The organism is Paraburkholderia sp. RL17-373-BIF-A, assembly GCF_046030175.1.
In the GTDB taxonomy this organism is placed as follows: Bacteria; Pseudomonadota; Gammaproteobacteria; order Burkholderiales; family Burkholderiaceae; genus Paraburkholderia.
The window spans coordinates 174,776-196,937 of sequence record NZ_JARESO010000014.1; the positions used below are offsets into that span (position 1 = coordinate 174,776).

Below are 22,162 nucleotides of genomic sequence, written 5' to 3' on the forward strand. Positions count from 1 at the left end.
CCGAGTCATGCCATGTGCGCGGCGGCCTGCCCGTCGTTGACGGCGATGCTCGCGGCCGCGCGGACGTGGCCCGCGGCCGCCAGATTCGTAAGCGTTGCCGGCGCCATCATCTCCGCGCCGTCGACGGACCTGACCGGCCGAGGGCCAATGTTACCAGGGTTCGGCAACGGCGGCGGCGCTTCGTCGGCGATCATGCGAAAGGCGACGCTCATGTCGTCCGCGAGCGGACGGTCGTCGCGATAGGTCGGCACGGCGCGGCGCACGCGCTGCCACAACGCTCCGGTGTGCGGTGCGCGTGGCGCGTCGATACTTTGCAGGTCGTAGGCTTGCGCCGCCGCTAGCAATTCGATCGCGACGATGCGCCCGGCGTTGTCGATGATTTCCAGCGCCTTCAGCGCGGCGGGCGTGGCGTGACACAGGTGATCTTCCTGCAAGGCCGAAGTGATGCCGCCGTCGAGACTCGCGGGCAGCGCGAGCCGCCGGTTCTGCGCGACCAGCGACGCCGCCGTGTACTGCGCGATCATGAAACCGGAACAGGTACCGCCCGGCTCGGCGAGAAACGCCGGCAGGCCGCTCACCAGCGGATTGACGAGACGGTCGAGGCGCCGCTCGGCCATCGCGGCGACTTGTGCGATCGCGGTGGCGAGACTATCCATTGCCAGCGCGATCGAGGCGCCCACCGCGTGCGCCTGCGAATACACGCGCGGCTCTTCCGGCGTGCCGGCGACGATCGGGTTATCGGTAATCGAGGCGAGCTCGCGATTGACCACGTCGGCGGTCGCGGCGAGCACGTCGCGCGCGGCGCCGTGCACGTGCGGAATGGTCCGCATGCTCAGCGGGTCTTGCGTACGCTGACCGACCACCGCCGCGAGAATGCCGCTGTCGGCCAACGCGGCGCGCATCCGCCCGCCGACCAGGTTCAGCCCCGGCGAGATGCGCAAGGCCAGCGAGTCTTCGTCGAAAGCCGCGAGCTGGCCGCGCAGATTCTCGAAGCTCATCGAGGCGACCATATCGGTCCAGTCGAGCAGGCGTTCGGCGCGCGCGAGCGCCAACGCGGCGAGGCCCGTGACGCACGGCGTGCCGTTGACGAGACTCAGCCCTTCCTTGGCTTCGAGCACGAGCGGCTCGAGCCCGAGGCGTTGCAGCGCGTCGCGTCCTTTAAGCCGCTCGCCGTGAAAGCGCACGTAGCCCTCGCCGATGCAGACGAGCGCAATATGCGCCATGTGGCTCAGATAACCGACCGAGCCGAACGCCGGCACTTCCGGCAGGCAATCCGCGTTGAGCAGCGCCACCAGTTGGTCCGCGACTTCGAGGCGAATACCCGAGTGGCCGTGCGCGAAGTTATTGACGGCCGCGGCCATGATCGCGCGCGTTTCGGCGACACCAAGCGGCGCGCCGACGCCGACCGCGTGGCTCATCAGAATGTTGCGCGATAACGTGCGCTGCTCGGAGGGCGAGACGATCACGTCGCACAGCGCGCCTACGCCGGTATTCACGCCATACGCGCGAATACCGCGCTCGACGATCTGTTCGACAAGCACACGCGCCGCCGCGATGCGCGCGCGGGTGCCGGCGGAAAGTTCGAGCGGCTCGCCGGCGGCAACGGCTGCCACCTGAGCCCAGTCGAGAGGACGATCGGAACGGATCACGGCCATGTCAGTGCTCTGCTTGGTAGGTTATCTGGTGATGCTGATCAGTTGGTGGTGCGGTCCTGATGGCTCGAAACGAATTGCCGGAACCGATCCGACTTGCATTCGACGAACACTTCGTCGGGCGTGCCGTCGGCTTCCACTTGCCCCTGGTGCAGGAACATCACGCGATTCGATACATGGCGCGCGAAACCCATTTCGTGCGTGACCACCAGCATGGTGCGGCCCTCTTCGGCCAGCGAGCGCATCACGCGCAGCACTTCGCCCACCAGTTCGGGATCGAGCGCCGACGTCGGTTCGTCGAACAGCATCACTTTCGGATGCATCGCCAATGCGCGCGCAATCGCCACGCGTTGCTGCTGACCGCCTGAAAGATGCGCCGGATAGTGGCCGCCTTTTTCCGCGAGACCGACTTTCGCGAGCAGCGCTTCCGCCTCTTCCACCGACTCGGCGCGGCTGCGTTTTTGCACGCGCATCGGCCCTTCGATCAGATTTTCCAGCACCGTCATATGCGACCAGAGATTGAAGTTCTGGAACACCATGCCGAGTTGCGAGCGCACCCGGTCCACCTGGCGGCGGTCGCTCGGTTGCAGCTTGCCGTCGCCGCGGCGCTTCATTTTCAACTCTTCGCCGGCGAGCGAAACCGAGCCGTCATCGGGTGTTTCGAGCAGATTCAGGCAGCGCAGGAAGGTGCTCTTGCCCGAACCGCTCGCGCCGAGAATCGAGATCACGTCGCCTTGATGGGCGTCGAGCGAAATGCCTTTGAGCACGTGATGGTCGCCGAACGATTTGTGAATGTTCTTGACCGACAGTGCAACGGGTGCCGTAGCGTTCATGGGATTCTCCAGATTCATCCAGGATGGGCGGCCGTTCAGGGCGCGGCGCGGCGTGCTTCGGTGGTGGCGGAAACCGGGCGGTTCGCCGCGGCCTGCGGGCGCGCCGTGCGCAGATGGCGCGACAGACGCGTTTCGAGCATGCCGAGCAGCCGCACGATGACGAAATTCAGGAACAGATAGATCAGTGCGGCGCAGATGAAGACTTCCGTCGTGCGATAGGTTTGCTGAATGATCTGTTGCGCGACGCCGGTGACTTCCCACACGGTGACGAGACTCGCCAGCGCCGTCGATTTGACGAGCAGCACCGCTTCAGTCGAATACGCCGGCAGACACTGGCGCAAGGCGATCGGGCCGATCACGCGACGCAGCAGCGCGAAGCCCGACAGGCCGATCGAATAACCTGCCTCGATCTGACCGACCGGCACGGCCATCAAACCGCCGCGAATGATCTCGGCGGTATAGCCGGCCGTGCATAGCGCGAGCGACAACACCGCGCACATGTAGGGCTCGCGCAGCACCGGCCACAGGAAGCTCTCGCGTATCACCCCGAACTGGCCCATGCCGTAGTACACGAGGAACATCTGGATCAGCAGCGGCGAGCCGCGGAACACGAGGATATAAGCGCGTGCGAAGCGATTCGGCAGCCAGTGCGGCGACACGCGCATCGTGACGATCACGAGCGAGAGCAGGCCGCCGAGAATCAGCGAGCAGAAGAACAGGCCGAGCGTGGTCGGCACGGCCCCGAGCAGTTGCTTGATCGTGTCGAACAGAAAGTCGAAGTCGAAATGCATGATGGCCGCCCTCGTCAGTTACGCGCGAAGTTGCGCTTGAAGGATCGGCCCACGTGCGCTTCGGCACGGTTGAAGACCCGGTTCGAGATGCTGGTCATGAGCAGATAGAGCGCACCGCCCACTACGAAGAACGTGAAGTACTGATGCGTGGAACCCGCCGCCACCTGGCTCGTGCGCAGCAATTCGGCGAGGCCCGTCACGGAGATTAGCGCCGAATCCTTCAGGCTCAATTGCCAGACGTTGCCGATGCCGGGCAACGCGAAACGCAGCACTTGCGGAATCAGGATGCGCCGCGCCATGGTCAGCGTCGGCATGCCGATCGAGCGCGCGGCTTCGAGTTCGCCGCGCGACACCGCCAGCACCGCCGAGCGGTACACCTCGGCCTGATACGCGCCTGAAATCATGCCCACGGCCAGTGCGCCGACCACGAACGGCGGCACGCCGACGAAACCCTCCGCGCCGAACCACTGGCCGACGGTCGTGACGAGCGTCGAGCCGCCGAAATAGAACAGGTAGATGACGAGCAGTTCAGGCACGCCGCGAAACACGGTGGTGTAGATATCGCCGACCACGCGCAGCGTACGAAAACGCGACAGCTTGGCGGCCGCCACCAGCGCGCCGAACACGGCGCCGACCGCGAGCGCCGCGAGCGTGAGCGCCACCGTCATCAACGCCGCGAGCAGCAATACGCCGCCCCAGCCTTCCGGCCCGAAGCCGAGCATCTGTATCAGAGCCATTTCCTACCTCTCATCTTCATCCAATGCGGCGGATCGAACCGGCCGGCATGCGCTGGTTTTCGCCACGCGCCTGCCGTTGCCTCTTAACGTGAAGGCGAATCAAGGCGTGACGTCGGTCTTGAACCACTTGTCGGAGAGCTTCTTGACGGTGCCGTCGGCGAGCGCGGCGCTGATCGCGGTGTCGAACTTCGCCTTCAGGTCGGCGTCCTGCTTGCGGAACGCGAGGCCTTCGCCCGGGCCCCAGATCGGGCCGCCGATCTTCGGGCCGGCCATCACGATCGACGCGGTTTCTTTCTTGTCGATGTTGGCGGCGTAGTACGTCACGTCGTCGAACGAGGCGTCGATGCGGCCATTGGCCAGATCCAGATCGCGTTCGGGCGATGTCTTGTAGACGCGGATCGTGGCAATGTCCTTGAAGCCGTCATTGATGAACTTGGTGTAGACCGTGCCCGACTGAATGCCGATGGTCTTGCCCTTCAACTGCTTGCGCAAGGCGTCGACGGTCGGCTGGTCGGCTTTCGGGTCGCCCGACAGCTTGACGACGGCCGCGCCCGGCGCGGCTTTGGGCAACACCTTCGCATCGGCCACGGCGAACGTGGCAGGCGTGGCGGCGTACGGCTTCGAGAAGGCGATGATCTTTTCACGCTCCGGCGTGATCGAGATCGCATCCATCAGGACGTCGAACTTGCCCGCCTGCAAACCGGGAATCATGCCGTCCCAGTCTTGCGCCACGAGATTGCATTGCAGCTTGATGCGCTCGCACAGGTTGGCGACCAGTTCAGGTTCGAAGCCGCCCAGCTTGCCGCCCGGCAAGGTCAGATTCCACGGCGCGTAGCCGCCTTCGAGCGCGATCGTCACCGTCTTCCAGTCTTTGGCCTGCACCGGTGCCGCGAAAATCGCCGCGGCGCCGAGAACGGCGCCGATCAATGCTTTTGCTGCCGTCGTGCGCTTCACTTTCACGTCGAAACTCCTTTGATTGAGGAAACCGTCGAGCCGAATGTTTAACCGCCGCTTAATTTGTATAGACAAGTCTGCATGAGTCAAAAAGCTGTCGCAAGAGAATTTGTGAGAAATTGGCGGAATCATCGGGTAAGCCCCTAGACGATGCAGCGTGGCGTGGCTTTGCGGGGAGTTCTTAATGCGCGGAAGGTGCACGGCGTGCTTCGCAGCACCGGCAAGTGCAATTCGTTTTGTCTAGACAGGTTGATGCAAGCTGAGCAAACGCGCGCGGAGACGGCGGTTCGATGCGCCCTACCAGATGAACGGCACGAAGCGATAACGCACGCGCGCCATGTAGTCCGTGTAACCGTCGAGTTGCGCGGCCAGCACGCGCTCTTCGCGCACCGCGCGCCAGCCGATGCCGATCACCATGACCGGCACGAAGGCGAGTCCCCACCACGATCCGAGCAGCAAGGGCGTGCCGACGAACAGCAGCAGCGCGGCGGAATACATGGGATGACGGACATGCGCGTAAAGACCGGTGTCGATCACTTTATGCCCGCGGCTCGCCTGGATCTTCACGACCGGCGCGGCATAGCTATTGGCCTGGAACACGAAGCGGCACATGAAGAGGCAGAGGAACACGCAGAGCGAGCCGAGGCTGACCAGTGCCACCGGCAACGGCGCGGTCCAGTGAAAGCGCATTGAGTCGAACGCCATCAGGACGAGCCAGCCGCACCACGCCACCGAGACGCTCACCATGAAAACGCGGTCCCAGCGGCTTTGCTGCTCCTGCACGAATGGCGACAGTCGCTCGGCGAGCAGGCCCGGATCATGGCGCGCCAGCCACAAACCGATCCACAGGCTCAGCACGCCCAACTCGATCACATACCACCACCCGGCCGGCCATGCCAAGGTGCCCGCCGCGCCGAACAGCAGCGCGCCCATGCCCACCAGCCAGACCACCGTTTGAAAGATGAGACGCGCGACCATGACGGTTCGTTGCTACGCGGTTTTCGCCGGCGTGCGCACGCGGTCGAATATTTCGGCGATGTCGATCTCGCCGGTGTTCAAGCCGAACTGATCGCGCAGACACGCCGCGAGTTCGCCGGCGCTCCTGAGTTGCCGCTCGCTGATGAGCCGGCCATCGGCTGCGCGTTCGCTCAGTTGATCGTTGAGCAGCGCGAGCCGCGCTTCGGGCAGCACGCGGCACACGATCAGCGTGCTCGCGAAAATCGCTTCCGGCGAGGTCGACGTGTACCAGTTCGAGGTTTCGTAATCGATCCACTCGACCGGTTGCAGATCGAAGCGGTAGACCCGCGCCCAGCTTGCGTCGCGCGCCTGCACTTCGAGAAAAAGCGCGTCGCGCGATGCGTCGGCGAGACGGAACGTGCCGAGTTCGGTGGGCTGCGCGATGCCCGCGGTCAGCCGCAGCGGCGCGGTCAGCGTCACGCTGCCGAAACCCACGTCGGCGATCCAGGCTTCGTTCTCGATGTCGAGGCGCAACACCATGTGCGTGCGCGGCGGCGGCGCATCCGATTCGCGCCCCCACAGTACGCGCCCGAGCAAGGGCGTGACCTCGAAGCCCAACTGCATCAGCACGTTGGCGAATAGCGCGTTCTGTTCGAAACAGTAGCCGCCGCGGTGTTCGGTGACGAGTTTGCGCTCGACCGATTCGAGATCCAGTTGCACCGGACGCCGCGTGAGCGGGTTCAGGTTCTCGAACGGAATCGCGCGCGGGTGCAACCGGTGAAGCGCCTGAAGGACTTCCGGCGTTGCAGCGCGCGGGCCTTCATAGCCAATGCGGGCGAAGTAGTGGTCCAGATTCACTGTGTGAGACATCGGCAGGGTTCCGGTATGGTTTTGGACACAGGACGCTTATCGGTGATGCGCCGCCGTGCGGTTTTGGAAATCGATCATAGCCGCTTTTTTGGTCCGCTCACTGTGGCGGCCTTTACCTGTTTTCGTAGCCGCCGGTCGACGCCGCCCGAACGAGGGCGGCGTTCATCTCCGAACCGGTTTCTTACTGACCGCCCTTTAGCGCCGAGGTCGCAATCGACGGCACGCTAATGCCGTGGCTCGACGCGAACTGCACGGCCGAGCTCAGCGTCGACATCAACGATTGCAACTGCCCCGGCGCCGATTGCGCGATGTATGACGCGCTCTGCGCCGTCTGCGGATTCATGCCGGCCTGCAGCAGCGACGACGGATTCATCTGCCCGATACTGCCGAGCCCCGACTGCAGGCTCGAATACTGGCTCACGCCTTTACCGAGCGACGACAGGCCGTCCGTGAAAGCCTCCTTGTTGATCGGCGTGGCCGACGCACCACCGCTCGCGCGGCTAGCGAAGGCCTGGGTCAGCGTCTGCGAGAGCGACTGCTGCGTGCTGCCCATCTGCGTCAATTGACTCACTGAGGGCGTGCCGCCGCTCAGCAATCCCGCCGCCTGCTGCGCCTGCCCCGCCGCGCTGCTCATCCCCATCGCCGAGGCCAGACTCGACTGGCCGCTGAGCACCTGCTGGTTCGCGCCCACGTAGGTCTGCAACAGTTGCGACACGCCGCCGGACGACGCCGTCGCCCCAGCGCCCGCGGAACTGTCGCCGCCTATGCCGAACTGTTTGAGATTCAGCTGCGCATTCGAGACGCCACTCACCAGCAAACCGCCGCTCGCCAGCAACGAAATCAACACTCTGCGTTTGTTCATATCCACCTCCTGTATTGGCGTTTCGGGTACTCGTGCGAGTTCGACACCCCACCCCGGAACGCGTTCATACGACCACCACCATACAGATTCATTACGCTCTCATTCTCTGCAAATTACGTGCAAATGCCGTTTAGTAGCAGTACGTAAAGAGCAAAGTTATATGTCAGTAATATTGATGCGAATCGTTCTCATTTGTGTTGACGCACCAAATCCGCATGCGTACGATCTCGCAATCTGCTGCAGTTGGCGTCGCGAACCAATGCAGCAAATCGCGGGCATGCGGCGATGCGCCGCGATGGTTCAAATCAGTCGATACAACACCAATAAGGATTTCGATGAAGTTCGCCCATTTCGACGGACCCGGCGTAGCAGCCCGTCCGTTTCGCGATTCCGTGCCGCGCGCCAACACCACGCGCCGTTCGCGTTTGCCCTCCATGCGGCGTGCCGCGCTTTGCACGGCGTTCGCGTGGGCGTCGCTGACAGCCGGCGCCGCCATGGCCGAAGCCAATCCCGACGCGGCGCCGGAAGCGCCCGAGGCCGACCTGAAGATTCAGGCGACCCAGACGAACCAGTGGACCGGCTTCTGGAATCGACAGCAGATGCTCGGCGACATAGGCGGCCTGCGCCCCTGGCTCGGCAAATACGGCGTGACCTTCACGCTCACCGAAACCAGCGAAGTGCTCGCCAACCTGCGCGGCGGTCTCGCGCGCGGCGCCGACTACGACGGCCTGACCACGGGCACCGTGCAATTGGACACGCAAAAAGCGTTCGGTTTGCCGGGTGGCCTGTTCAACGTCAGCGCCTTGCAGATCCATGGCGCCAACCTCAGCGCCAACAAGCTCGGCACGCTGAATACGGCGAGCGGCATCGAAGCCGACGACGCGACCCGTCTATGGGAATTGTGGTATCAGCAGTCGTTTCTGAACAAGCGCATCGACGTAAAGATCGGTCAGCAAAGTATCGACCAGGAGTTCATCACGAGTCAGTACTCGGCGCTGTTCGTCAACACGATGTTCGGCTGGCCGGCCCTGCCCTCGTACGACATGCCGTCCGGCGGCCCGGCGTATCCGCTGTCGGACCTCGGCGTGCGCGTGCGCGGCCAGATCACGCCTGCGTTGACCGCGTTGGCCGGCGTGTACGACGGCGACCCGCTCGGCAACAACCCGGACAACAAGAGCGGCACTAACTTCAACCTGCACAACGGCACGCTGTTCATCGGCGAGTTGCAGTACGCGATCAACCAGCCGGCCGATGGCGAAATGGTCGGCGCGGGCGGCGGCGGTTTGCCCGGCACCTACAAGCTCGGTGTCTGGTACAACAACGGCAGCTTCGCGGATCAGCGCTACGACAATACCGGCTTGTCGCTCGCCAATCCGGCCAGCAGCGGCATCGCCCAGAATCATCACGGCGACTACAGCTTCTACGCCGTGGCGGACCAGATGATCTGGCGTCCGGACCCGGACGAGCCGCGCAGCATCGGCGTCTTTGCCCGCGTGATGGGCGCGCCCGGCGACCGCAACCTGGTGAGTCTCGCCGCCAACCTCGGCGTCGTGATGAAAGCGCCGTTCGCCGGCCGCGACAACGACAGCGTCGGCCTCGCGCTCACCTACATCAAGGTCGGCAATCACGTGAACGGCCTCGATACGGATGCGCGGGCATTCAGCAACAGCCCGTACGGCATACGCACCAGCGAAACCACGCTCGAGGCGACGTACCAGTACCAGGTCAATCCGTGGTGGCAACTGCAGGCTGACGCGCAATACACGTTCAACGCCGGCGCCGGCCAGAATCCGAACGACCCGACGCAGCCGCTGCGCAACACGTTCGTCATCGGCGTGCGGACCAACATCAACTTCTGATGACGTCCGCGCCCAATTCACACGCTACCGACCCAATCGAATCCCATGCTTTCGATCATGACCGCAACCACCGCTTTGTGCGCAAGCACGGAGGCTCAATCGTGAACACTCCCACGCGCCAGTTTTCGCCGCGCGCCGCGCGGGCCCTGATCGCCGCCGCTGTCAGCGCGGCCGCATTCGCGACCGCCGGCAGCGCGCACGCCGATCCGCAAGGTTTCCTTGAAACCGTCAAGCACCACACCACGCTGATCAACACCGTGCCCGGCAACGGCGACCAGAATCCGTACGCGGTGGTGGTCGCGCCGGTCACGGCCGGTACGGTCAAGCAAGGTGACGTGCTGGTCGGCAACTTCAACAACTCGACCAATCTGCAAGGCACCGGCAGCACGATCATCAACTATCACCCGGACACCAAGGAGATGACGGTGTTCGCGACGGTGCCGCGCGATCTGAAGGAATGCCCCGGCGGCATCGGTCTGTCGACCGCGATGACGATGCTCAAGTCCGGCTACGTGATCGTCGGCAGCACGCCGAGCAACGACGGTACCACCGGCACCAAGGGCGCCGGCTGCCTGATCGTGATCGATCCGCAAGGCAAGGTCGCCTCGACCATCAGCAGCCCGAACATCAACGATCCGTGGGGCAACATGGCGGTCGTCGACAACGGCAGCAGCGCCACGCTGTTCGTCAGCAACGCCGGCTTCGGCGTGGGCGGAGCTGACGGCAATCCGCCGGTGTTCAAGCAGGCCACCGTGCTGCGTCTGGATCTCGACGTGCCGGCCGGCAAGCCGCCGGTCGTGAAGAAAGAAACAGTGGTGGGCAGCGGCTTCGGCGCGCAGGCGGACAAGGGCGTGTTCCTCGTCGGCCCGACCGGACTCGCGCTCTCGCCCGATCAGAAACTGCTGTACGTGTCCGACGCGATCGGCAATCGCATCACCGAAATCGACGAACCGATGACGCGCGACAGCAGCGCGGGCGTCGGCCGTCAACTGACCGCCGACGGCCTGCTGCACCGGCCACTCGCGATGGTGACCGCTCCCAACGGCCACCTGCTCGTCACCAACGCGCTGAACGGCCAGATCGTCGAAATCGATCCGGCCAGCGGCAAGCAGATCTACGCGCGCTGGATCGACACCGACAAGGCGCAATCGCCCCCGGGCAACGGCGACCTGTTCGGTCTCGCGATGACGCCTGAAGGCGACGGTTTCTACTACGTGCAGGACGACGTGAACACGCTGGTGCTCGCAAAGTAAGTTGCACATTCCAAAGCCGAACGAAGGTGAAGTAACCATGGCAAACGATCAACCCCCGCGCCCCAAACGGCGCGGGTTTCTCAAGGCGGGCGGCGCCGCGGTCGCGGCGGGCGCGAGCCTCGGCGCGGGTCTCGCGACATCGCAAAACGCGCTAGGCAAAACGCAGTCGCATGCCCTCGCCGATCCGCAACTCGCCGTCGAGCCGTTCTACGGCACGCATCAAGGCGGCATCGTCACGCCGCAGCAAAGTCACACCTACGTCGCCGCGCTCGATCTCACCACCGAGAAGCGCGAGGACGTGATCGCGCTGCTGCGCGCCTGGACCGACGCCGCCGCGCGTCTCACGCAAGGCGGCACGGCCGCGCCGCTGCCGACCGGCGATGCCGCCGACAACAAGGCCGCGCCTGATTCCGGCGATGTGCTCGGCCTCGGCCCCTGCGGGCTGACCATCACCTTCGGCTTCGGCCCCGGTCTCTTCACGCATGAGGGCAAGGATCGCTATGGCCTCGCCGCGCGCCGCCCCGCCGCGCTCGTCGATCTGCCGCGCTTTAACGGCGACCAGTTGATCAAGGAAAAAACCGGCGGCGATCTGTATATCCAGGCCTGCGCGAACGATCAGCAGGTCGCGTTTCACGCGGTCCGGCAGTTGTCGCGCCTCGCGTACGGCACGGCGGCGATGCGCTGGGGCCAGTCCGGTTTCCTGTCGGGTCCGCGCGGTCAGACGCCGCGCAATCTGATGGGCTTCAAGGACGGCACCAACAATCCGTCCACCGCCAAGCCGCCGTTGATGAACCAGTTCGTGTGGGCCGGCGCGAGCGCCGACGCGCCGTGGATGGAAGGCGGCACCTACACGGTCGTGCGGCGCATCCGCATCACGCTGGAACACTGGGACAACACCGAACTGGACTTCCAGGAACAGGTGTTCGGACGTCACAAGTACAGCGGCGCGCCGATCGGCAAGCAGAACGAGTTCGACGCCGTGGACCTGAAGGAAGAGGACAAGGACGGCAATCCGGTGATTCCGGAGAACTCGCACGTGCGTCTGTCGAATCAGGCGAGCAACAACGGCGCGCAGATTTTGCGGCGTTCGTACTCGTATAACGACGGCACGAACTTCTACATCGAGCGCTGGCCGCCGTGGCGCCAAGAAACGGAGTACGACGCGGGCCTCATTTTCATCGCGCATCAGAGCGACCCGCGCAGCGGCTTCATTCCGATCAACGGCAGGCTCGCGAAGTTCGACATGATGAACCAGTTCACGACGCACGTCGGCAGCGCGATTTTCGCTGTGCCGCCGGGCGCGAAGCCGGGTTCGTATATCGGCGCGGGATTGTTCGAGACGTAAAGCAGACGCAGTCGACACAACACAGATCAACTACAACATCACAACGGACTTCTGGATCATGGCTTACAACTTGTTTGGCACTCGTCTGCGTGTCCTGGCCAATACGCTGGGCAGCGCGGCCGCCCTCACGCTGGCCGCTTTCGCGACGGTGCCGTCGGCGGCCGAGGCCGCGTCGATCACGCTGTATAACGCGCAGCACGAGCAGGTCGTCAATCTGCTCGCCAAGGACTTCGAAAAGCAATCGGGCATCTCGGTGAAGATCCGCAACGGCGAAGGCCCGGCGATGGCCGCGCAGATCGTCGCTGAAGGCGCGGCCACGCCCGCCGATGTGTACTTCACGGAAAACTCGCCGGAGCTGATGCTGCTCGAAGAGAAAGGCCTGCTGAACAAAGTGGACAGCTCGACGCTCGCCACCGTGCCGGCGCGCTTCAGCTCGCCGACCGGCGCATGGGTCGCGGTGACCGCGCGTGAAAACGTGCTCGCCTACAACACCACCAAGGTTCAGGCTTCACAACTGCCGCAATCGCTGTTCGATCTCGCCAAGCCGGAATGGAAAGGCAAGATCGGCATTGCCCCGAGCGACGGCGACTTCCTGCCGCTCGTCTCCGCGGTGCTCGCGCTGAAGGGCGAAGCGCAAACGGTGCAATGGCTCAAGGGCCTGAAAGCCAACGCGCAGATTTTCGACGACGACGAAGGCGTGGTCGCCGCCGTGAACCGCGGCGGTGTCGCGACCGGTCTGATCAACAACTACTACTGGGCGCGCCTGCATGCCGAACTCGGCGACGGCAAAACTCGCAGCGCGATCTATCACTTCGGCAACGGCGACGCCGGCGCGGCCGTGAACGTATCGGGCGCCGCGGTGCTGAAGTCCGCGCACAACACGGACGGCGCACAGAAGTTTCTCGCGTACCTGGTCAGCGACCGCGCGCAACAGTTGATGGCGAATAGCCACGTGATGTTCGAGTATCCGCTGCACGCAGGCGTCGCACCGGATCCGATCCTCAAGCCGTTCGCCGAACTGAGCCCGCCGCCGCTGACGATCCAGCAACTCGGCGACGACAGCCAGGCCGGCAAGCTGCTGCGCCAGGCAGGCCTGCTGTAATGAGCGAAGCTTTGTCAGCCGGACCACCGGCTGTCCCCACTGTCCCGGCGCGCGCCCGTTCGCGCGCGCCTCGCGGACTGTTCGCGGCAGCGGCACTCAGCGCTTTGCTGGTGTTGCTGCCGATTGCGTTTACGTTCTGGCGCGCCGCGAGCTTCGGCGTCGGCGAGGCGATCGACTTGATCTTCCGGCCGCTCGTCGGCGAACTGCTGGTTAACACGTTGATGATCACCGTCTCGACCACGCTGGTCGCCGCCGTGATCGGCACGGCCGCCGCGTGGTTCGTCGAACGCACGCACTTGCCGGGACGCCGCGCGTGGGCCGTATTGAGCGCCGCGCCGCTCGCCATGCCCGCCTTCATCTCGAGCTATGCGTGGGTGTCGCTGAGCCTGGATTTGCAGGACTTCGCGGGCGCGTTGCTCGTGCTGACCTGTGCGTATTTTCCGCTCGTCTATCTGCCGGTCGCCGCCGCGTTGCGCGGCATGGATCCGGCGCTCGAAGAAAGCGCGCGCGCACTTGGCTGCAACCGTTGGACCACTTTCATTCGCGTCGTGCTGCCGCAACTGCGTCCGGCGCTGCTCGGCGGCATGCTACTGGTGGCGCTCGGCGTGCTGTCCGAGTTCGGCGCGTTTACGCTGCTGCGTTTTCACACGTTCACCACGCAGATTTACGCAGAATTCCGCACCAGTTTCGATGGCGGCGGCGCTTCGCTGCTCGCGTGCCTGCTGATCGTGATCTGCCTGATCGTGCTGGCATTCGAGTTTCGCGTGCGCGGCGCGGCCCGTTATGAACGCGTCGATCGCGGCACACGTCGCGCGGTGTTGCGCTATGAACTCGGCGCGTGGCGCTGGATCGTCGTCGCGGGTTTCGCGCTGCTGTCGATCACCACGCTCGGCGTGCCGCTCGGCATGATCGGCTACTGGCTCACGCAACCGGGCGCGGCGGCCGTCACACCGGCTGACGTGTCGCCCGAACTGCTGTTCAACGCCACGCTCTCGTCGATCGGTTTCGGACTTGCCGCCGCACTGCTGACCACCTTGCTGGTCGTGCCGCTCGCATTCTTGCTGGTGCGCTATCCGACCCGTTTTGCGACGTTGTTCGAACGCACCGTGTTTCTCGCGCAAGGCGTGCCGGGTCTGGTGATCGCACTGGCGATCGTGTCGCTCGCGGTGCACGCGCTGCAGCCGCTTTATCAGAGCGCGACGCTGCTGGTGATCGCCTACTCCATGCTGTTCATGCCGCTGGCGCTGGTCAGTGTGCGCGCCGCCTTCATGCAGGCCCAGCCGCGTCTGGAGGAGACCGCGCGCGCGCTCGGCCTGAGCTGGTCGCAGACGCTGTTTCGTGTGGTGTTGCCGCTGGCGGGACCTGGACTCGGCGCGGCCGCGGCGATGGTGTTCATCTCGGTCGTCACCGAACTGAACGCGACGCTGCTGCTCTCCCCGCTCGACACGCAAACACTCGCCACCCAGGTCTGGGCCGACACCTCGACGATGGCGTTCGCCGCGGCGGCGCCCTACGCAGCGTTACTCACCGGCATTTCGCTGTTCGCCTCGGGCCTGCTGTTCGCGCTGCTCGGCAAATCGGCGCTACTCGGCGAACGCGGCTGACGCGCCGCGCTTTTACCATCGGATTTTCATGAGCGAACTTCGTATCCGCGGGCTGCAAAAATCATTCGACGGCACGCCAGTGCTGCACGGCATCGATCTGTCCGTCGAACGCGGCACGCTGCTGGCGCTGCTCGGCCCGTCGGGCAGCGGCAAGACCACCCTGCTGCGCCTGCTGTGCGGCTTCGAACGCGCGGATGGCGGCAGTGTGGACATCGACGGCCGCCGCGTGGCCGGCGACGACCTGCATGTGCCATCCGAACAGCGCCGCATCGGCTATGTGCCGCAGGAAGGCGCGCTGTTTCCGCATCTATCGGTGGCGGACAACATCGTGTTCGGCTTGCCGCGCGCACAGCGGCGCGCGCGGCATCGTGTGGCCGAGTTGCTAGAACTGGTCGGCTTGCCGGCGAACTTCGGCGAACGCGCGCCGCAGCAGTTGTCGGGCGGCCAGCAGCAACGCGTCGCGCTGGCGCGCGCGCTCGCGCCGTCGCCCACGCTGGTGATGCTCGACGAACCCTTCTCATCGCTCGACGCCGCGTTGCGGCTCGAAACCCGGCAAGCGGTTGCCAGCGCGCTGGCCGCGACCGGCGCGACAGCCGTGCTGGTCACGCACGATCAATCCGAGGCGTTGTCGCTCGGGCATGAAGTGGCGGTATTGTGGAACGGCCGGCTGATCCAGACCGCGACGCCGGAGACGCTCTACCGCCGGCCCGTGACGCGCGAACTGGCATCGTTCGTCGGCGAGGCGGTGTTGTTGCCGGGCATGGTCAGGCAGGATCGCGTGAGTTGTGAACTGGGCGAATTGGCGTTGTCCGGGCCGATGGGCCAGGGCGCAGTCGATGTGATGGTGCGGCCCGAGCAGATCCGCTTGTTGCGCGCCGAAGAAACGATGCCGAACGGCGCGGCGGCCTATGACGCAGTCGTCACGGAAGTGATCTTTCAGGGGCAGGACGCGGGCGTCGCGCTCCAATTGCATTCCGACATGCGGACGATCGTGCGCGCGCGCGTGGCGGGCTATCTTTGCCCGCGGCCGGGGGAGCAGGTGCGGCTCGCAGTGGATGGCGAGGTGACGGCTTACGCTCGCGGTTGAGCCTGAGGCCGCAGCGAGAGGTCCTGCATCATCTGCGCGGCCAGATAATCGCAGGTCGGTCGATCCGATTTGGCGCTGCGCGCCACCACGATTTCCAGCGGCGCGATCTTCGGCAAGCCTTGCGCTTCACCGAGAATCGTAAGCCGTGGCGGCACGCTGCAACGCGTGAGCGCAATTACCGATAAGCCTGCATCCACGGTCGCCACCAGTCCCATCAGGCTCGCGCTGCTGAATGCCGCGCGGTAGCGAATCCGCGCGCCGTCGAGCGCGGCCAGCGTATGCTGGCGCGCCACGCAGCCCGGCTCATAGAGCCCCACCGGTAGCGGCGACACCGCCAGCACCGGCGTATCCACCGACGCCCCCACCCACACCATCGGCTCGCTGCGCACGAATTCCCCGCGCATCTTGCGGTCACGCGTGACGAAAGCGAGATCGATCTTGTTGTCGGCCAGCATTGGCGCGAGCGACGTGCTCTGCGCGCAGACGATTTCGATTTCCACGTGCGGATACAGATTCGAGAAGCGCCGCAACACGGGCGACAGCAGCGAGGACACGTAATCGTCCGGCGCGCCGAGCACGACGCGCCCGGTCACCTCGGGCCGCACGATCGCCGACCACGCCTCCTCATGCAACGCGAGCACGCGCCGCGCGTATTCGAGCAGCGTATTGCCCGGCCGCGTGAGCGACAGATTGCGCGTGTTGCGGGCGAACAGCGTGGTGCCGAGCATGGTTTCGAGCCGCTTGATCTGCATGCTGACGGCCGCCTGCGAGCGATGCACGGTCGTCGACGCCTTCGTGAAGCTGCCCGTTTCCACCACCGCGACGAAGGTGCGCAGCAGATCGACGTCGAATTCGGGGTGCATGATTTATCAATCCAGCTTATGGAATTACTCAATTTAATTCGTTTGTCGGTGCCGTGCAAGCCGCGCAATACTCGGGGCATCACCTCATCACATCAATTCGCGGAGCCGTTGCGCATGTCCCTCACCCAACGTCAACAAGGCGCCATCACGCTGGCCAGCGGCGGGCTTTTGATGGGCACGCTCGGGGTCTTCGTCGAGGAGGCGCGGCTCGGCGCGCTCACGCTCGTATTCTTTCGCTGCCTGTTCGGCTTTCTGTCGCTCGCCGCGTATTGCGCGTGGAAAGGCTTCTTCACGCGCGCGCATTTCACTCGACGCACCGTCACGCTGGCGCTGATTACGGGCGTGCTGATGGTCACGCAGTGGGTCGGTTTCTTCGATGCGATTCATCGCACCAGCATCGCGGTTGCAACCGTGGTGTTTCACGTGCAGCCGTTCTGGGTCGTGCTGATCGGCGCGGCGTTGTTCAACGAGCGGCTCGGCGTGGACCGGCTCGGCTGGATCGCGACCGCTTTCGTGGGACTCGTACTCGCGTCGGGCGTCGCGGCCACGGAGAATTTGCAAGGCCATGCGAGCTATCTGATCGGCATCGGCGAAGCGCTGGTGGGTTCGGTGCTGTATGCGAGCGTCACGTTGATCGCCAAAGGGCTCGGCAATTTGCGGCCGCATCTGCTGACGCTCGCGCAGTGCGCGGTCGGTGTGGTCTGCCTGCCGTTCATCGCGCCGCTCACTGCCGTGCATATCGGCCCGATGCAGTGGTTCTGGCTGGTCGGCATGGGCGTGTTGCATACCGGGCTGTCGTATGTGCTGATTTACGGCGCGTTGCCCAAGCTGAGCACGCCGATCATCGCCGTGTTGCTGTTCGTGTATCCGCTGACGGCGATCGTGGTCGATGCCGTCGTGTATGGACGGGCGCTGTCGATGCCGCAACTGGCGGGCATGGTGCTGATCGTGGTCGCCAGTCTGGGGGTGAATCTCGGGTGGCCGCTGCTTTCGGTGCTGCGCCCTGGCGGGCGCGTGCGGCGCCAGGTGGATTGAGATGGAAGCGGCGCTAAAAGTCGGCCACTCATGAAGTTCGTGTCACGCCTTATTGACGCGTCGCCGCTGTCAAGGCCAGAAACGCCGTGCCCGGTCGGAAAGACCTTACGGCCCGGTTTCGTATTTTCCGTTGGACCATCATCCACTAGCTCACGAGACAATACGCCACGCGCCTGTAACTGTGCGATTGATGTCGCCAGTCTCAGCGCGTTTTTTGTGGAACTCAACAGATACAACGTCGTCTCCAGTCCCGTGCTGCGACTTTCGCTCGCTGCTTTCACGGAAACGACGCGGGTCTCGTCAAAACCAGAAGTGTTCGGCTATCGCCCCTACTCGCGGACGTTGACCCCACGCAATAATGCGCAGGGGCAACTCCACCCGCCACTCAGCCAAACGGCCAAACTCACTGCGGTAAAACCTCGCCCTTCGTCTCCGGCGCGAACGGAATCACGAACAGGCCGACGATAAACGCGAGCGCCGTCAACGCCACCGGCACGCCGAGCGTATGCATATGCAGCACCGCCGCGCCGAGCAGAAAGTTGACGCCCGCGCCGACGAACCGCCCGAACGACGTGCAGAACGCGAACGCCGTCGCCCGCACGCGGGTTTCGAACTGCTCCGGCAGCCACAAGCTGAACAGCGCGAAATTGCCGCCGAAGAAACCCAGCACGAAGAGCCACGCGATGAACGGCGCGAGCCCATTGGGCAAGTAAAACGCCCAGCCGAAGCTGCCGACGATCGCCACCGCCATGCCGACGAAGTAGATCGCCAGCGTCTTCTTGCGGCCGATCCGCTCAGCGAGCGGCGGTAACGCGAGACAGCCGAGGATCGTCGCGATGGACAAGAGCCCCGTGGCCAGCGACGCCGTTCTGATCGCATCGTTCCTGGCCATGCCGGCCTTGGTCGCCAGTTGAATCACGGCGGACGGCTCGTACACCGCGCCCGCCCACAGCCCGATGATGGCGATGGTCAGCAGAATGCACGCGACCCAGGTGCGGCGTCGATAAGCCGGCCCCATGATCTCGCGCAAGGGCTTGGTGCGCACGGTGCGCGCCTCGGCCTTCTCCCACTTCTCCGACTCTTTCACCCGCAGCAGGATCAGAATCGCGACCACCACCGGCACCGCACCGGTCAGGAACATCGCGCGCCAGCCGTAATGCACGCCGACCGTGTAATTCAGCGCCGCCGCAAGGAAGAACCCGGCGTAGTAGCCCGTTTGCAGATAACCGGCGCCCATCTTGCGACGATCCTCCGGCCACGCCTCCGCCACGTAGGTCCCTGCCAGCGCCCACTCGCCGCCGATGCCGACGCCTGCAATGAAGCGATAGATACCGAGCTCCCACACGTTGTGCGAAGTCGCCGCGAGTCCCGTGAAAATGGCGAACGTGAAGATGGTGCCGGCCAGCACCTTGGTGCGGCCGAAGCGGTCGGCAAGCGGCCCCCAGATGAACGACAGCCCCCACCCGACCAGGAACAGCGCGAACAGGATCGACCCGGCCAGGCCGACGTTCGCCGGCGTCGCCGCATAACCCGAGCGCGGCAGCAGTTCGGTCAAGGCCGGCGTCAACACGAGCGCGTAGATGAACGAGTCCATCCCGTCGAGCGTCCAGCCTGCCCACGCCCCCCAAAAACCTGCGATCTGCGAACGATTGAGCGGCGTGCGGCGCCGCGAGACCGACGTGCGGTCGGTTAGTGAATTCATCATGCTCCTCCGGCCCAACGGTTGGCGTACTTAAGGTTGACGTACTTAACGCGAACGACGAGATGGCGCGTTTGTGATGAACCGAGGTGTCCTCGCACGACCAGTCAGAGGACGCCACGGACAGAGGGCAAAAAAATTTCCGGGTTTGCCCGCCTGTAATTCGCGTTTTTTTATATATAATATTTGATATTATGAGCGACGCAACAAATGGTTTTCCCCTGGACGCCCCGGCGCGCATCCCGCTTCTACCCGCGGCGGCGCCGCGTGAGAGCACGTCCCGCGTGATTGCGGAGGCGCTGCGTGCGGCGATTGTCGACGGAACGCTGGCCCCCGGTGCGCCGCTGCGGCAGGACGCGATCGCGCGGCATTTCTCAGTCAGCGCAATTCCCGTGCGCGAGGCCTTGCGGCAGTTGGAGAGCGAGGGCTGGGCCAAGGCCGCCGTGCACAAGGGCGCGACCGTTGCGCCCTTGTCGGCGGAAGAAGCGCGCGAAATCTACGAGATCCGCTCGGCGCTGGAGAGTCTCGCCATCGGGCTGGCGATTCCTAATCACACGGCGGCCACCTTGCAGGAATCCGTTGCTCTGTGCCGCGCCGCCGAGTTCGAGGCAAACCCGTCGCTGTACGTCGCGCGCAATGTCGCGTTTCATATGAGCCTGTATGCGCCCGCCGGCCGTCCGCAACTCGAGGACATGATCGGCACGCTGCACCGGCGTGGTGAAAGATATCTGCGCTTGAAGTTCGGCTTGCCGTCGTACAAGGGCGAGTCCGACAATGAACACGCCGCCCTGCTCGACGCCGTGCAACGCCGCGACATTCCCGCCGCGCAAAAGCTGGTCGTCGCGCATCTGCTGGGCACGGGCGACCTGCTTTATCGTTTCCTGAGCGAACGCGCGCAGGCCGAGGCCGCGCTCGCGAATCAACCCAAGCCGCGCGGCAGACGCCCGCGTGCCACCACCGGGAGCTGAGAGAAGCCGATGAACCAACCCGCCCAAGCCGCTGCGTCCGCAGTTTCAACACCTACCGCCCGTTCGTGGACCACGCGTCGCGACGAAAAGAACCGCCGCCTCGCCGCCATTGCACCCTGGCTCGAAGACGGTGTGCTGCCGCCGGAGCGCATCGTCGATGCGCTCGAAACGCTGATTCAGCCGGGCGACCGCGTCGCTCTCGAGGGCGACAACCAGAAGCAGGCCGACTTCCTGTCCCGTTCGTTCGCCAAGGTCGATCCGCAAAAGATCCATGACGTGCATCTGCTGATTTCGAGCATTGGCCGCCCTGAGCATCTGACGCTGTTCGAGCGCGGCATCGCGCACAAGGTCGACTTTTCGTTTGCCGGGCCGCAGAGCCTGCGGGTTGCGCAATTGCTCGAAGACGGCCAGCTGGAAATCGGCGCGATCTACACGTACGTCGAGTTGTACGCGCGCATGTTCGTCGATCTGACGCCGCACGTCGCGCTGCTGTGCGCCGAAAAGGCCGACCGTCACGGCAATCTGTACACCGGCGCGAATACCGAAGACACACCCACCATCGCCGAGGCCGCCGCTTTCCGTCATGGCATCGTGATCGTGCAGGTCAACGAGATCGTCGACGAACTGCCGCGCGTCGATATTCCGGGTTCATGGGTCGACGTGGTCGTGCAGGCGGACCGGCCGTTCGCCGTCGAGCCGCTGTTCACACGCGATCCGCGCCATATCGGCGACCTGCAGGTGCTCACCGCCATGATGGTGATTCGCGGCATCTACGAACCGTACGGCGTGAGCTCGCTGAATCACGGCATTGGTTTCGATACGGCCGCGATCGAATTGCTGCTGCCCACGTACGGCGAATCGCTCGGTCTGAAGGGCAAGATCTGCCGCAACTGGACGCTCAACCCGCATCCCACCATGATTCCGGCGATCGAATCAGGCTGGGTCGACAGCATTCATTGTTTCGGCAGCGAAGTCGGCATGGAGGCGTATATCGAGGCCCGTCCCGACGTGTTCTTCACCGGCAACGACGGCAGCCTGCGCTCGAACCGCGTGCTGTGCCAGTTGGCCGGGCAATACGGCGTCGATCTGTTTATCGGCTCGACCTTGCAGATCGATGCGGACGCGAATTCGTCGACCGTCACCCGCGGGCGTCTCGCCGGTTTCGGCGGTGCGCCGAACATGGGCCACGATCCGCGCGGCCGGCGTCATTCGAGCGAAGCGTGGCTCAAGCTGCTGCGCGATGAGGGTCCAGTGTCCCGTGGCCACAAGCTGGTCGTGCAGATGGCCGAGACCTACAAGAAAGGGGGCGAGCCGACCTTCGTCGATGAACTCGACGCCGTCGCGGTCGGCGCGAAAAGCGGCATGCCGGTCGCACCCGTGATGATCTACGGCGACGACGTCAGCCACGTGGTCACCGAAGAAGGCATCGCGCATCTGCACAAGGCCGAAGGCATCGACGAGCGGCGCGCGGCGATCGCCGCCGTGGCCGGCGTGACGCCGATCGGGCTGCGCGCCAAGCCGGAGAAAACAGCGGAGTTGCGGCGGCGCGGCATCGTCGCGTATCCCGAGGATCTCGGCATCCGGCGCGGCGAGGCCAAGCGCTCGCTGCTGGCGGCACGCAGCATCGACGATCTGGTGACGTGGTCGGGCGGCCTGTACGAGCCGCCGGCGCGCTTCAGGAGCTGGTGAGC

19 protein-coding genes are annotated in these 22,162 nt (G+C 64.7%); 9 read left to right on the forward strand and 10 right to left on the reverse strand.

Translation table 11 applies throughout. From position 1 onward, the window contains the following. Window positions 1-5 precede the first annotated feature (5 nt). The 8 genes from P0D80_RS19430 to P0D80_RS19465 all read right to left on the reverse strand — a co-directional run bounded on the left by P0D80_RS19430 (window position 6) and on the right by P0D80_RS19465 (window position 7,656). Window positions 6-1,655 (reverse strand): HAL/PAL/TAL family ammonia-lyase, encoded by a 1,650-nt coding sequence (locus P0D80_RS19430; protein WP_408178447.1) that lies wholly within the window; start codon window positions 1,653-1,655, stop codon window positions 6-8. Between the two features lie 38 nt (window positions 1,656-1,693). After that, entirely contained in the window at window positions 1,694-2,485 is a 792-nt protein-coding gene (locus P0D80_RS19435) for an ABC transporter ATP-binding protein (protein WP_408286077.1), read from the reverse strand. Between the two features lie 35 nt (window positions 2,486-2,520). Further along, entirely contained in the window at window positions 2,521-3,276 is a 756-nt protein-coding gene (locus P0D80_RS19440) for an ABC transporter permease (RefSeq protein WP_408286079.1), read from the reverse strand. A 14-nt stretch (window positions 3,277-3,290) separates the two neighbouring features. Continuing rightward, a complete protein-coding gene (locus P0D80_RS19445; RefSeq protein ID WP_132382791.1) occupies window positions 3,291-4,013 on the reverse strand; it encodes an ABC transporter permease in 723 nt (240 codons plus the stop codon). 99 nt (window positions 4,014-4,112) lie between these two features. Next, window positions 4,113-4,973: a transporter substrate-binding domain-containing protein gene (locus P0D80_RS19450; protein ID WP_408286081.1), complete on the reverse strand. Its 861-nt coding sequence runs from the start codon at window positions 4,971-4,973 to the stop codon at window positions 4,113-4,115. Window positions 4,974-5,264: 291 nt separating this feature from the next. Continuing rightward, window positions 5,265-5,945 carry a methyltransferase family protein gene (locus P0D80_RS19455; RefSeq protein ID WP_408286083.1) on the reverse strand — a complete coding sequence of 227 codons (681 nt, stop codon included), beginning with the start codon at window positions 5,943-5,945 and terminating at the stop codon, window positions 5,265-5,267. A 12-nt stretch (window positions 5,946-5,957) separates the two neighbouring features. Further along, window positions 5,958-6,794 (reverse strand): arylamine N-acetyltransferase family protein, encoded by an 837-nt coding sequence (locus P0D80_RS19460; protein WP_408286085.1) that lies wholly within the window; start codon window positions 6,792-6,794, stop codon window positions 5,958-5,960. Window positions 6,795-6,975: 181 nt separating this feature from the next. Then, entirely contained in the window at window positions 6,976-7,656 is a 681-nt protein-coding gene (locus tag P0D80_RS19465; RefSeq protein WP_408286087.1) for a hypothetical protein, read from the reverse strand. A 335-nt stretch (window positions 7,657-7,991) separates the two neighbouring features. On the opposite strand from P0D80_RS19465, the gene P0D80_RS19470 reads away from it, so the two are divergent. The 6 genes from P0D80_RS19470 to P0D80_RS19495 all read left to right on the forward strand — a co-directional run bounded on the left by P0D80_RS19470 (window position 7,992) and on the right by P0D80_RS19495 (window position 15,906). Next, window positions 7,992-9,515: a carbohydrate porin gene (locus P0D80_RS19470; protein ID WP_408286088.1), complete on the forward strand. Its 1,524-nt coding sequence runs from the start codon at window positions 7,992-7,994 to the stop codon at window positions 9,513-9,515. 101 nt (window positions 9,516-9,616) lie between these two features. Further along, window positions 9,617-10,768: an NHL repeat-containing protein gene (locus P0D80_RS19475; protein ID WP_408286090.1), complete on the forward strand. Its 1,152-nt coding sequence runs from the start codon at window positions 9,617-9,619 to the stop codon at window positions 10,766-10,768. A 37-nt stretch (window positions 10,769-10,805) separates the two neighbouring features. Next, the gene (gene efeB, locus P0D80_RS19480; protein ID WP_408286092.1) at window positions 10,806-12,113 is read left to right on the forward strand and encodes an iron uptake transporter deferrochelatase/peroxidase subunit; all 1,308 of its coding nucleotides are present in this window, start codon (window positions 10,806-10,808) and stop codon (window positions 12,111-12,113) included. A 58-nt stretch (window positions 12,114-12,171) separates the two neighbouring features. Further along, a complete protein-coding gene (locus P0D80_RS19485) occupies window positions 12,172-13,215 on the forward strand; it encodes an iron ABC transporter substrate-binding protein (RefSeq protein WP_408178454.1) in 1,044 nt (347 codons plus the stop codon). After that, window positions 13,215-14,819 (forward strand): ABC transporter permease, encoded by a 1,605-nt coding sequence (locus P0D80_RS19490; protein ID WP_408178455.1) that lies wholly within the window; start codon window positions 13,215-13,217, stop codon window positions 14,817-14,819. Before P0D80_RS19485 ends, P0D80_RS19490 begins: the two co-directional genes overlap by 1 nt. 28 nt (window positions 14,820-14,847) lie before the next feature. After that, entirely contained in the window at window positions 14,848-15,906 is a 1,059-nt protein-coding gene (locus P0D80_RS19495; RefSeq protein WP_408286095.1) for an ABC transporter ATP-binding protein, read from the forward strand. Here P0D80_RS19495 and P0D80_RS19500 read toward each other — a convergent pair. Further along, window positions 15,891-16,769: a LysR family transcriptional regulator gene (locus P0D80_RS19500; RefSeq protein WP_132382771.1), complete on the reverse strand. Its 879-nt coding sequence runs from the start codon at window positions 16,767-16,769 to the stop codon at window positions 15,891-15,893. The two genes, P0D80_RS19495 and P0D80_RS19500, sit on opposite strands and share 16 nt — an antisense overlap. Before the next feature lie 114 nt (window positions 16,770-16,883). Between P0D80_RS19500 and P0D80_RS19505 the strand changes: the two genes are divergently transcribed. Next, window positions 16,884-17,804 (forward strand): DMT family transporter, encoded by a 921-nt coding sequence (locus P0D80_RS19505; RefSeq protein ID WP_408286097.1) that lies wholly within the window; start codon window positions 16,884-16,886, stop codon window positions 17,802-17,804. 403 nt (window positions 17,805-18,207) lie between these two features. On the opposite strand, the gene P0D80_RS19510 is transcribed toward P0D80_RS19505, so the two are convergent. Further along, a complete protein-coding gene (locus tag P0D80_RS19510; protein ID WP_408286099.1) occupies window positions 18,208-19,506 on the reverse strand; it encodes an MFS transporter in 1,299 nt (432 codons plus the stop codon). Window positions 19,507-19,697: 191 nt separating this feature from the next. Here P0D80_RS19510 and P0D80_RS19515 point away from each other — a divergent pair, with 191 nt between their 5' ends. Both P0D80_RS19515 and mdcA read left to right on the forward strand, forming a co-directional pair. Beyond that, the gene (locus P0D80_RS19515; protein ID WP_408286101.1) at window positions 19,698-20,471 is read left to right on the forward strand and encodes a GntR family transcriptional regulator; all 774 of its coding nucleotides are present in this window, start codon (window positions 19,698-19,700) and stop codon (window positions 20,469-20,471) included. 9 nt (window positions 20,472-20,480) lie between these two features. Then, window positions 20,481-22,160, forward strand: coding sequence for a malonate decarboxylase subunit alpha (gene mdcA, locus P0D80_RS19520; RefSeq protein ID WP_408286102.1), 1,680 nt, complete (start codon window positions 20,481-20,483; stop codon window positions 22,158-22,160). The last annotated feature ends 2 nt before the right edge of the window (window positions 22,161-22,162 follow it).

Excerpts from the sequence above, each read along its gene's own strand:
- P0D80_RS19455 (WP_408286083.1), bottom strand. The coding sequence starts at position 5,945 with ATGGTCGCGCGTCTCATCTTTCAAACGGTGGTCTGGCTGGTGGGCATG.
- P0D80_RS19440 (WP_408286079.1), bottom strand. The coding sequence starts at position 3,276 with ATGCATTTCGACTTCGACTTTCTGTTCGACACGATCAAGCAACTGCTC.
- P0D80_RS19470 (WP_408286088.1), top strand. The coding sequence starts at position 7,992 with ATGAAGTTCGCCCATTTCGACGGACCCGGCGTAGCAGCCCGTCCGTTT.
- P0D80_RS19510 (WP_408286099.1), bottom strand. The coding sequence starts at position 19,506 with ATGAATTCACTAACCGACCGCACGTCGGTCTCGCGGCGCCGCACGCCG.
- P0D80_RS19490 (WP_408178455.1), top strand. The coding sequence starts at position 13,215 with ATGAGCGAAGCTTTGTCAGCCGGACCACCGGCTGTCCCCACTGTCCCG.
- mdcA (WP_408286102.1), top strand. The coding sequence starts at position 20,481 with ATGAACCAACCCGCCCAAGCCGCTGCGTCCGCAGTTTCAACACCTACC.
- efeB (WP_408286092.1), top strand. The coding sequence starts at position 10,806 with ATGGCAAACGATCAACCCCCGCGCCCCAAACGGCGCGGGTTTCTCAAG.
- P0D80_RS19445 (WP_132382791.1), bottom strand. The coding sequence starts at position 4,013 with ATGGCTCTGATACAGATGCTCGGCTTCGGGCCGGAAGGCTGGGGCGGC.
- P0D80_RS19515 (WP_408286101.1), top strand. The coding sequence starts at position 19,698 with ATGAGCGACGCAACAAATGGTTTTCCCCTGGACGCCCCGGCGCGCATC.
- P0D80_RS19485 (WP_408178454.1), top strand. The coding sequence starts at position 12,172 with ATGGCTTACAACTTGTTTGGCACTCGTCTGCGTGTCCTGGCCAATACG.
- P0D80_RS19435 (WP_408286077.1), bottom strand. The coding sequence starts at position 2,485 with ATGAACGCTACGGCACCCGTTGCACTGTCGGTCAAGAACATTCACAAA.
- P0D80_RS19465 (WP_408286087.1), bottom strand. The coding sequence starts at position 7,656 with ATGAACAAACGCAGAGTGTTGATTTCGTTGCTGGCGAGCGGCGGTTTG.
- P0D80_RS19495 (WP_408286095.1), top strand. The coding sequence starts at position 14,848 with ATGAGCGAACTTCGTATCCGCGGGCTGCAAAAATCATTCGACGGCACG.
- P0D80_RS19460 (WP_408286085.1), bottom strand. The coding sequence starts at position 6,794 with ATGTCTCACACAGTGAATCTGGACCACTACTTCGCCCGCATTGGCTAT.
- P0D80_RS19500 (WP_132382771.1), bottom strand. The coding sequence starts at position 16,769 with ATGCACCCCGAATTCGACGTCGATCTGCTGCGCACCTTCGTCGCGGTG.
- P0D80_RS19505 (WP_408286097.1), top strand. The coding sequence starts at position 16,884 with ATGTCCCTCACCCAACGTCAACAAGGCGCCATCACGCTGGCCAGCGGC.
- P0D80_RS19430 (WP_408178447.1), bottom strand. The coding sequence starts at position 1,655 with ATGGCCGTGATCCGTTCCGATCGTCCTCTCGACTGGGCTCAGGTGGCA.